The following is a 10,552-nucleotide window of genomic DNA, read 5'->3' as shown; positions in this document are numbered from 1 at the left end:
CAAAATGGGAACATCCCGCGAACACGACCTTGCGTAAACCTTTTGTTGCAGAGGGGCGGCGGTGGCGCTTGCGCTGCGCTGCGGCATCGCTAGTCTTTCGCGCAACTGCGAAGGGGGACCGCGCGATGTTTCAAAAAATCCTGATCGCCAACCGTGGCGAGATTGCGATCCGCGTGATGCGGGCCGCCAACGAATTGGGCAAGAAAACGGTCGCGGTCTATGCCGAGGAGGACAAGCTGGGCCTGCACCGCTTCAAGGCGGACGAGGCCTACCGGATCGGCGAGGGGCTGGGGCCGGTCGCGGCCTATCTGTCCATCCCCGAGATCATCCGGGTCACCAAGGAAAGCGGCGCGGACGCGATCCATCCGGGCTATGGCCTTTTGTCGGAAAACCCCGACTTCGTGGACGCCTGCGCGGCTGCCGGGATCACCTTCATCGGCCCGCGCGCCGATACCATGCGCGCGCTTGGCGACAAGGCGTCGGCGCGTCGCGTGGCGATCGCCGCGGGCGTGCCCGTCATCCCCGCGACCGAGGTTCTGGGCGACGATTTCGAGGCGATCAAGGCCGAGGCGGCTTCCATCGGCTATCCCCTGATGCTCAAGGCCTCCTGGGGCGGCGGCGGGCGCGGGATGCGCCCGATCAATGGCCCCGAAGAACTGGTGGACAAGGTCCGCGAGGGCCGTCGCGAGGCCGAGGCCGCCTTCGGCAATGGCGAGGGTTATCTGGAAAAGATGATCCTGCGCGCCCGCCACGTCGAGGTGCAGTTGCTGGGCGACACCCATGGCGGCTTGTATCACCTGTATGAGCGTGACTGCACGGTGCAACGCCGCAACCAGAAGGTCGTGGAACGCGCCCCCGCGCCCTATCTGACCCCCGAACAGCGCGCCGAGGTCTGCGAACTGGCGCTGAAGATCGGCCGCGCCGTGGGCTACCAGAACGCCGGCACGGTCGAGTTCCTGATGGATATGGACAGCCAGCAGTTCTACTTCATCGAGGTGAACCCGCGCGTCCAGGTCGAGCATACCGTGACCGAGGAGGTCACCGGCATCGACATCGTGCAGTCGCAGATCCGCATCGCCGAAGGGGCGACGCTGGCCGAGGCGACGGGCGTGCCGTCTCAGGATCAGGTCACCCTGTCGGGCCACGCGCTGCAATGCCGCGTGACGACCGAGGATCCGCTGAACAACTTCATCCCCGACTATGGCCGGATCACCGCCTATCGCAGCGCCACCGGCAACGGCATCCGGCTGGACGGCGGCACCGCTTATTCCGGCGGGGTCATCACGCGCTATTACGATTCGCTGCTGGTCAAGGTCACGGCCTGGGCGCAGACGCCCGAGGCGGCGATCCGCCGCATGGACCGCGCGCTGCGCGAGTTCCGGGTGCGGGGCGTCAGCACCAACATCGACTTCGTCATCAACCTGCTGAAGCATCCCACCTTCCTCGATGACTCCTACACGACCAAGTTCATCGACACGACGGCAGAGCTGTTCCAGTTCGACAAGAAGCAGGACCGGGCCACGCGGATCCTGACCTATCTGGCCGACATCAGCGTCAACGGCCACCCCGAGACTGCGGGCCGCCCCATGCCGCCCGCCCAGGCCCGTCCACCCGTGCCGCCCGCGCCCAAGGCCGAACCCGCGCCGGGCACCCGGCAGATGCTGGAACAAAAGGGCGCGCAGGCGGTGGCCGACTGGATGGCCGCGCAGACGCGTCTGTTGATGACCGACACCACCATGCGCGACGGCCACCAGTCGCTGCTGGCAACCCGGATGCGGTCGATCGACATGATCCGCGTGGCGCCATCTTACGCCGCCAACCTGCCGGGGCTGTTCAGCGTGGAATGCTGGGGCGGGGCGACGTTCGACGTGGCCTATCGCTTCCTGCAGGAATGCCCCTGGCAGCGGTTGCGCGACATCCGCGAACGGATGCCCAACCTGATGACGCAGATGCTGCTGCGCGCCTCGAACGGGGTGGGCTATACCAACTATCCCGACAACGTGGTCCAGTCCTTCGTGCGCCAGGCGGCGGAGAGCGGCGTGGACGTGTTCCGCGTCTTCGACAGCCTGAACTGGGTCGAGAACATGCGCGTCGCCATGGACGCGGTGATCGAGACCGGCAAGATCTGCGAAGGCACGGTCTGCTATACCGGCGACATGCTGGACCCCGACCGGTCCAAGTATGACCTGGCCTATTACGTGAAGACCGCGCAGGATCTGAAGGCCGCCGGCGCGCATGTGCTGGGCCTGAAGGACATGGCGGGCCTGCTGAAGCCAGCCGCCGCGCGCATCCTCATCAAGGCGCTGAAGGAGGAGGTGGGCCTGCCCGTCCACTTCCATACCCACGACACGTCGGGCCTCGCGGGGGCGACGATCCTGGCGGCCGCCGATGCGGGCGTGGACGCGGTGGATGCGGCCATGGACGCCTTCTCGGGCGGCACCTCGCAACCTTGCCTTGGCTCCATCGTCGAGGCGCTGGAAGGCACCGAACGCGACACCGGCCTGGACATCGCGGCGATCCGCCAGATCAGCAACTACTGGGAACGCGTGCGCGAGAACTATGCGGCCTTCGAATCCGGCCTGCAGTCGCCCGCGTCCGAGGTCTATCTGCACGAGATGCCGGGCGGGCAGTTCACCAACCTCAAGGCGCAGGCGCGGTCGATGGGGCTGGAGGATCGGTGGCACGAGGTGGCGCAGGCCTATGCTGATGTGAACCGCATGTTCGGCGACATCGTGAAGGTCACGCCGTCGTCCAAGGTGGTGGGCGACATGGCGCTGATGATGGTGGCCCAGGGGCTGACGCCCCGGCAGGTGCTGGATCCGGCGGTCGAGGTCAGTTTCCCTGACAGCGTCGTGGACATGATGAAGGGCAACCTCGGCCAACCCCCCGGCGGCTGGCCCGAGGCGCTGCAGCGCAAGGTCCTGAAGGGCGAGGCGCCCATCACCGACCGCCCCGGCGCACATCTGCCCCCCGTGGACATCGAGGCCATGCGGGCCAAGCTGTCCGAGGATCTGGGCGTCGAGATCGACGACGAGGATCTGAACGGCTACCTGATGTATCCCAAGGTCTTTACGGACTACATGACGCGGCACGAAACCTATGGCCCGGTCCGCGCGCTTCCCACGCGCAACTTCTTCTATGGCATGGAGGCGGGCGACGAGATCAGCGTCGAGATCGACCCCGGCAAGACGCTGGAAGTGCGTCTGCTGACGATGGGCGAGACCGACGAGAAGGGCGAGGTCAAGGTCTTCTTCGAACTGAACGGCCAGCCCCGCCAGGTCCGCGTGCCGAACCGCAAGGCCACCGGCACCAAGGCCGCGCGTCCCAAGGCAGACCCGTCGAATGCGGGCCATGTCGGCGCGCCGATGCCGGGCGTCGTGGCCTCGGTCGCGGCATCCACCGGGTCCAAGGTCCGCCAGGGCGACCTGCTTCTGACTATCGAGGCGATGAAGATGGAAACCGGCCTCCACGCCGACCGCGACGGCACCATCAAGGCCATCCATGTCCGCCCCGGCGAACAGATCGACGCCAAGGACCTGCTGGTCGAGGTGGAGTAAACCCCGGCCGCGGCCCCTAGAGCAGGGTTGCGGCCAGCAGCACCCACAGGGTCAGCGCCGCGCCGGTGGACAGGGCATAAAGCCCGTTCCACTGCGTTCCCGCATGGCGTGCCTCGACACCCCCCAGCTTGCCCACCAGCAGGACCGAAGCCGTGAAGGGCGAGGTGTTGCCGCTGATCGCCCACCCGCCGGTGATGGCGATCACCATCGCTGTCGGATGCACGCCCACATCGGCGGGTGAGGGAAGCAGCGGCACCAGCAGCGAAACAGCCAGGATCGGGTTCATGCCGATCTGGCCGGTCAGCGGGATCACCCAGACAAGCGCCGCAAGGATCAGCAACGGCGGCAGCGCCGCCAGGTCAGGACCCTGCGCCTGCATGATCGGCACCAGCAGCCATGATCCCAGGCTGCCGATGAATCCCGCCATGAACAGCAGGATGATCTCTCCGCTATAGCCGGCAAGGTCGCGGGTGGCGAACTGCCCCATCCGCGCGGCCAGCGTTGCGGCCCGCCCGCCGCGCATGGGCGGCAGGATCAGCGTCCAGGCCACCGCCACCAGCGGCACCACGGTCATGACCGCCCCGGTCACCGCCACGCCGGTCGTCAGGTGCAGCAGAAAGACACCGCCCACCACGATCGCCAGCAGGAACAGCAGCGGGCGCAGGCGGCGCAGCCAGCTTTCGGTCTCGGCCGCACGGGTGGGGGCGGGCGCTGAAAGCTGCGGCTTGAACAGTGCGTCCAGCCCCCAGCCGATGCCGATCATCAGCAGCGAACTGACCAGGCACAGCCCGACGGCCGCAGGCCAGGATGCGCCTTGGACAACAGACATCGTGACTGCCATCGACAGCGCCATGGGCGACCAGCACAGGGTCGAGGCGAAACCCCGCTGGATCGCCACCAGCATCCGGCGCAGGCGGTGGCGGCGCAATTCCTGGTTCGTCTCCCGCGCCGTGCTTTCGGCGGCCAACCCGCCCAGCAGCGAGATGGATCCGTAAAGCAGGATCAGCCCGAACAGGTGCCCGCCGACGGTCAGCGCCAGGTATCGTCGCCCCGGAGGCTGGCGGGCCAGGAAGCGCCCGCAGTCCAGGATGTCCTGCGACCCGACCGCCGCGCTGCGCAACGCGGACAGCGCCGTGAACAGCGCGATGATGAAGCCCCCCCGCGTCAGGGCGGTCAGCACCGCCTGCGCCCAGTCGGGCCGGGTGGCGGCCGCCCAGGCGACCAGGGCCAGGCCCACGGCCACGAAGGCCAGCCGAGACGCCCGCGCCGTCAGCGAAAACATCGCAAGCGCCCCCACCAGCAGAAGGTCGGCAGCCATCGCGAAGCCAGGTCCGGCCCCGAACTGGTGCGGGATCGTCGCCAGCAGGGCGCAAGCGGTCAGGATGCCGCCGATCCGGGCGCTTCTGGGGGGCATGAGGTGATCCGTCTAGAGGGTCGCCCAGCCATAGCCGCGCCTTGCACAATGCGCAATTCGTCACCCGCCCGCGACGAAGGGCAGGCGATAGCTGATCGCCTCGGCCAGATGGGGTGCGCGGACAGTGGCGGAACCGGCCAGGTCGGCGATGGTGCGCGCGGTGCGCAGGATGCGGTGATAGCCCCGCGCGGTCAGGCCCAGCCGTTCCGACGCTTTCAGGATCAGCGCCCGTCCTTCCTCATCCGGGGCGGCGATCTGGTCCAGCAGACTGCCCGAAGCCTCGGCATTCACCCGTGCCTGCGGGTGGTTGCGGAAACGCGCGGCCTGCACATCCCGCGCCGCCGCCACCCGCGCCGCGACCTGCGCCGACGTGTCGCCGCCCGAGGGCAGTTCCAGGTCCATGAAGCTGACCGCCGGCACCTCGAGCCGCAGGTCGAAGCGATCCATCAGCGGCCCCGAGATCTTGCCCATGTAGTCCCCGCCGCACACCGGCGCGCGCGAACAGGCGCGGGCGGCATCGGCCAGATAGCCGCAGCGGCAGGGATTGGCGGCGGCGATCAGCAGGAAGCGGCAGGGATAGCGAATGTGGGCATTGGCGCGGGCGACCACGACCTCGCCCGTCTCGATCGGCTGGCGCAGGGTTTCCAGAACCTGCCGGGGAAATTCGGGAAACTCGTCCATGAACAGGACGCCGTTATGGGCAAGGCTGATCTCGCCCGGCTTGGCGCCGCGCCCGCCGCCGACAATGGCGGCCATGGACGCGGTGTGATGGGGTTCGCGGAACGGCGCGCGGCGCGAGATGCCGCCGTCGTCCAGGGTGCCGGCCAGCGAGTGGATCATCGAGGTTTCCAACGCCTCGGCCGCGCCCAGCGGCGGCATCAAGCCGGGCAGACGGGCGGCAAGCATCGACTTGCCCGCGCCCGGCGGGCCGACCATCAACAGGTGGTGGCGACCGGCGGCGGCAATTTCCAAGGCGCGCTTGGCACGTTCCTGGCCCTTCACTTCAGACAGGCAGCCGCCAAGGGGCGCGGCATCGATCATGCCAGGCTGGGCACGGGCGATGGGCGCGCGGTCGGTCAGGTGGTCGATCACCTCGCGCAGCGTGGCGGGGGCCAGGACCGGAACCGCGTCCACCCAGGCGGCCTCGGGGCCGCAGGCGCGGGGGCAGATCAGCGCGCGCTCATCCTCGGCCGCGGCCATGGCGGCGGGCAGGGCGCCGGCGACGGCGACCAGCCGCCCGTCCAGGGCCAGTTCGCCCAGGGCCACGCAGCGCGACAGTTCCTCGCCGGGGACGATCTCAAGCGCGGCAAGGATCGCAAGCGCGATGGGCAGGTCGAAATGCGACCCTTCCTTGGGCAGGTCAGCCGGCGACAGGTTCACGGTCAGCCGCCGGTTCGGCATGGCGATGGACAGCGCGCCGAAGGCCGCCTTGACCCGTTCGCGCGCCTCGCTGACGGCCTTGTCGGGCAGGCCCACGATGGCAAAGCCCGGCAGGCCCGCCGCCACAGAGCACTGGACCTCGACAAGGCGCGCGTCGATCCCCTCGAAGGCAACTGAATAGGCGATTGCGACCATGAAGCCCCCTTTGTCCCAGCAATCGTTAACGGCAGGCGGCTTAAGGAAAGGTTAACAGGTGCCATTGCTTGCGACGCGGGGGGCGGGGGGCTATGTGACGGGGGCGCAAGGTCATGGGGGCAAGATGAACGGCAAGCGTATCCTGCTGATCGTGGGCGGAGGCATCGCGGCGATGAAGGTGCCGCAATTGATCCGGCTGATCCGGGCCGAGGGCGCGGCCGTGACCCCCGTCCTGACCAAGGCCGGCGCGCAGTTCACCACGCCCATGACCCTGTCCGTTCTGGCCGGCGAGGCCGCGCATGACAGCCTGTGGAACATCGCCGCCGAGGCCGAGATCGGCCATATCCAGCTGTCGCGCAACGCGGATCTGGTGGTGGTGGTGCCCGCCACCGCCCACCTGCTGGCCAAGATGGCGCATGGGCTGGCGGACGACCTCGCCTCCACGCTGCTGCTGGCGACGGACAAGCGAGTGCTGGTCGCGCCCGCGATGAACGTGCGGATGTGGCACCACGCGGCAACGCAGCGCAACCTGCGGACCCTGCGCGAGGACGGCATCCTGTTTGTTGGCCCCGAGGACGGCGACATGGCCTGCGGCGAATACGGCACCGGGCGCATGTCGGAGCCCGAGGCGATCCTGGACGCCATCCGCAAGGAACTCGCCCCTCAGCCGCTGAAACTGCTGCCCGAGGCGCAGGTGCGCACCGGCATTCTGTCGGGGCGGCACCTGATCGTGACCTCGGGTCCGACACATGAACCCATCGATCCCGTGCGATACATCGCCAACCGGTCCTCGGGCGCGCAGGGCACAGCGATCGCAGCCGCGCTGCGCGACCTGGGCGCAAGGGTCAGCTTTATCACCGGACCGGCCGAGGTTGCCCCGCCCGAGGGGGTCCATGTGATCCGCGTCCAGACCGCAGGGCAGATGCGCGAGGCGGTGGAAGCCGCGCTGCCGGCCGACGGGGCGGTCATGGCCGCGGCGGTGGCCGATTGGCGTGTCACCAAATCATCCGCCACCAAGATGAAGAAGGACGGGTCTGGCAAGCCGCCCTCGCTGGAGATGACCGAGAATCCGGACATCCTGGCCTGGATCAGCCAGCCCGGCGAACGCCGCCCCCGGCTGGTCGTAGGCTTTGCGGCCGAAACGAATGATGTCTTGGCCCATGCCACCGACAAGCGGCGGCGCAAGGGCTGCGACTGGATCGTGGCGAATGACGTCAGCGAGGGGACCGGCATCATGGGCGGCTCGGAAAACGCCGTGACGGTCATCACCGACGAAGGCGCCGAGGAATGGCCGCGCATGGCCAAGGACGCCGTCGCCCGCCGCCTGGCGCAGAAGATCGGCGAGGCGCTGGCATGAGAACCTATCTGGACTGGAACGCCACCACGCCCCTGCGCGACGAGGTGAAGGCCGCGATGCGCGAGGGGATGGAGATCGTGGGCAACCCGTCCTCGGTCCACAGCGAAGGCCGCGCCGCCAAGATGGCGATGGAGCGCGCGCGCGAACAGGTCGCGGCGGCGCTTGGCGCCGAAGGCGCGGACGTGATCTTCACATCCGGCACGACCGAGGCGGCGGCCATGGTTCTGGCGGGCAGGGGCATTCACTGCGCGCCGGTCGAACACAGCGCGATCAAGGTCTGGTGCGACCAGGATCTGGCGGTGGACGCGGACGGCACCGTCACGGTGCCCGATCCCGCAAACGCCAGCCTGCAACTGGCCAACAACGAAACCGGCGTGATCCAGTCCCTGCCAGAAGGGTTGGGGTCCAGCGACCTGACGCAGGCCTTCGGCAAGATCCCCTTCGCCTTCAACTGGCTTGGCATCACGGCGGGCTTCGTCAGCGCCCACAAGCTGGGCGGTCCCAAGGGAATCGGCGCACTGGTCGTCAAGCGCGGCACCGATGTCGAGGCGATGATCCGCGGCGGCGGCCAGGAACAGGGCCGGCGCGGCGGGACCGAGAACCTGATCGGCATCCTGGGCTTTGCCGCCGCCGCCACTGCCGCGCAAAAGGAACTGGACGCAGGCCTGTGGGACGAGGTTGCCGCAAGGCGCGACGCCCTGGAGGCCCGTCTGCTGGACACGGCGCCCGGCGCAATCGTTGCCGGAAAGGGCGCCAGACGCTTGCCGAACACGACCTGCCTTCTTACATCGGGCTGGAAGGGTGAAACCCAGGTCATGCAGATGGATCTGGCGGGCTTTGCGATCTCGGCAGGGTCGGCCTGTTCTTCTGGCAAGGTCCGCGCCAGCGGCGTGCTGCAGGCCATGGGGTTCGATGACAAGGCCGCGCAATCGGCGATCCGGATCTCGATCAGCCCCGCTTTGGGCGAGGATCAGGTGAACCGATTTGCGGATGCGTGGGAAAGCGCGTATTCACGATGGCGCGAACGGAACGGCTAGGCGATTGCCAGGCCCGAGGAAGGACAAAGGATGACTGCAACCACCGATCTTGATGTGCGCGAGGGTGTCGACCGCGAAACGGTCGAGGCCGTGCAAAGCATTGGCAGCTACAAATACGGCTGGGATACCGAGATCGAGATGGACTATGCCCCCAAGGGGGTGAACGAGGATATCGTCCGCCTGATCTCGGAAAAGAACAACGAGCCGGAATGGATGACCGAATGGCGGCTGGAAGCCTATCGCCGCTGGGTCACCATGACCGAACCCAAGTGGGCGATGCTGAACTATCCTGAAATCGACTATCAGGACCAGTATTACTATGCCCGCCCGAAAAGCATGGCGGTCAAGCCCAAGTCGCTGGACGAGGTCGATCCCAAGCTGCTGGCGACCTATGAAAAGCTGGGCATCCCGCTGAAGGAACAGCTGATCCTGGCAGGCGTCGAAGGGGCCGAGGCCGCGCCCGCCGATGGCCGCCGGGTCGCGGTCGATGCGGTCTTCGACAGCGTGTCAGTCGGCACGACCTTCAAGGATGAACTGGCAAAGGCCGGCGTGATCTTCTGTTCCATCAGCGAAGCGATCCGCGAGCATCCGGACCTGGTGAAGAAATACCTGGGCAGCGTCGTGCCGCAGTCGGACAACTATTTCGCGACGCTGAACAGCGCGGTCTTTTCCGACGGCTCATTCGTCTATGTCCCCAAGGGCGTGAAATGCCCGATGGAACTTTCCACCTATTTCCGCATCAACGCGGAGAACACCGGGCAATTCGAACGCACGCTGATCATCGCCGACAAGGGCAGCTATGTCAGCTATCTGGAAGGCTGCACCGCGCCCAAGCGCGACACCAACCAGCTTCACGCGGCGGTTGTGGAAATCGTCGTGCTCGAGGATGCCGAGGTGAAGTACTCGACCGTCCAGAACTGGTTCCCCGGAGACGAGGAAGGCAAGGGCGGCATCTACAACTTCGTCACCAAGCGCGCCGACTGCCGCGAAGCCCGCGCCAAGGTGATGTGGACGCAGGTGGAAACCGGCAGCGCGATCACCTGGAAATACCCGTCCTGCATCCTGCGCGGCGATGAATCCCAGGGCGAGTTCTATTCGATCGCCATCGCCAACAACATGCAGCAGGCCGATACCGGCACCAAGATGATCCATCTTGGCCGCAATACCCGGTCGCGCATCGTGTCCAAGGGGATCTCGGCGGGCCGCGCGCAGAACACCTATCGCGGCCTGGTGACGATGCACCCGCGGGCGACGAACAGCCGCAACTATACCCAGTGCGACAGCCTGCTGATCGGCGACCAGTGCGGCGCCCATACGGTGCCCTATATCGAGGTCAAGAATACCAGCAGCCGCGTGGAACACGAGGCGACGACCAGCAAGGTGGACGACGACCAGCTGTTCTATTGCCGCCAGCGGGGCATGGACGAGGAAGAGGCCGTGGCCCTGGTTGTCAACGGCTTCTGCCGCGAGGTTCTGCAGGCGCTGCCGATGGAGTTCGCGATGGAGGCCCAGTCGCTGGTCGCCATTTCACTGGAAGGCTCGGTCGGCTAAAGGCCGCGAAGGATTTGATGATGGTGCCGTGGCTTCGGCACCGCCGCCACCATCTGATGAG

6 protein-coding genes are annotated in these 10,552 nt (G+C 67.3%); 4 read left to right on the top strand and 2 right to left on the bottom strand.

What is annotated here, in order from left to right:
- Positions 1-125 precede the first annotated feature (125 nt).
- Positions 126-3,557: a pyruvate carboxylase gene (pyc, locus tag IE224_RS15485; protein ID WP_191311668.1), complete on the top strand. Its 3,432-nt coding sequence runs from the start codon at positions 126-128 to the stop codon at positions 3,555-3,557.
- 16 nt (positions 3,558-3,573) lie between these two features.
- Here pyc and IE224_RS15480 read toward each other — a convergent pair whose 3' ends face one another.
- The gene (locus tag IE224_RS15480; RefSeq protein ID WP_191311666.1) at positions 3,574-4,971 is read right to left on the bottom strand and encodes a hypothetical protein; all 1,398 of its coding nucleotides are present in this window, start codon (positions 4,969-4,971) and stop codon (positions 3,574-3,576) included.
- Positions 4,972-5,031: 60 nt separating this feature from the next.
- Positions 5,032-6,546 (bottom strand): YifB family Mg chelatase-like AAA ATPase, encoded by a 1,515-nt coding sequence (locus tag IE224_RS15475; protein WP_167622220.1) that lies wholly within the window; start codon positions 6,544-6,546, stop codon positions 5,032-5,034.
- Positions 6,547-6,670: 124 nt separating this feature from the next.
- Here IE224_RS15475 and coaBC point away from each other — a divergent pair, with 124 nt between their 5' ends.
- The 3 genes from coaBC to sufB are packed head-to-tail and all read left to right on the top strand — an operon-like array spanning position 6,671 to position 10,491.
- Complete coding sequence (coaBC, locus tag IE224_RS15470) at positions 6,671-7,903, top strand: bifunctional phosphopantothenoylcysteine decarboxylase/phosphopantothenate--cysteine ligase CoaBC (protein ID WP_191311739.1); 1,233 nt, start codon at positions 6,671-6,673, stop codon at positions 7,901-7,903.
- Positions 7,900-8,940 carry a cysteine desulfurase family protein gene (locus IE224_RS15465; RefSeq protein ID WP_191311664.1) on the top strand — a complete coding sequence of 347 codons (1,041 nt, stop codon included), beginning with the start codon at positions 7,900-7,902 and terminating at the stop codon, positions 8,938-8,940. Before coaBC ends, IE224_RS15465 begins: the two co-directional genes overlap by 4 nt.
- Before the next feature lie 30 nt (positions 8,941-8,970).
- Positions 8,971-10,491, top strand: coding sequence for a Fe-S cluster assembly protein SufB (sufB, locus tag IE224_RS15460; protein ID WP_191311662.1), 1,521 nt, complete (start codon positions 8,971-8,973; stop codon positions 10,489-10,491).
- Positions 10,492-10,552 lie beyond the last annotated feature (61 nt).

Origin of the sequence: Paracoccus aerius, from assembly GCF_014656455.1 — a bacterium.
GTDB classification, from domain to species: domain Bacteria; phylum Pseudomonadota; class Alphaproteobacteria; order Rhodobacterales; family Rhodobacteraceae; genus Paracoccus; species Paracoccus aerius.
This window is presented reverse-complemented; position numbering and strand designations above follow the sequence as displayed.

What these genes read in the sequence shown, in the direction of transcription:
- pyc (WP_191311668.1), top strand. Translation starts at nt 126, where the DNA reads ATGTTTCAAAAAATCCTGATCGCCAACCGTGGCGAGATTGCGATCCGC.
- coaBC (WP_191311739.1), top strand. Translation starts at nt 6,671, where the DNA reads ATGAACGGCAAGCGTATCCTGCTGATCGTGGGCGGAGGCATCGCGGCG.
- IE224_RS15465 (WP_191311664.1), top strand. Translation starts at nt 7,900, where the DNA reads ATGAGAACCTATCTGGACTGGAACGCCACCACGCCCCTGCGCGACGAG.
- IE224_RS15475 (WP_167622220.1), bottom strand. Translation starts at nt 6,546, where the DNA reads ATGGTCGCAATCGCCTATTCAGTTGCCTTCGAGGGGATCGACGCGCGC.
- sufB (WP_191311662.1), top strand. Translation starts at nt 8,971, where the DNA reads ATGACTGCAACCACCGATCTTGATGTGCGCGAGGGTGTCGACCGCGAA.
- IE224_RS15480 (WP_191311666.1), bottom strand. Translation starts at nt 4,971, where the DNA reads ATGCCCCCCAGAAGCGCCCGGATCGGCGGCATCCTGACCGCTTGCGCC.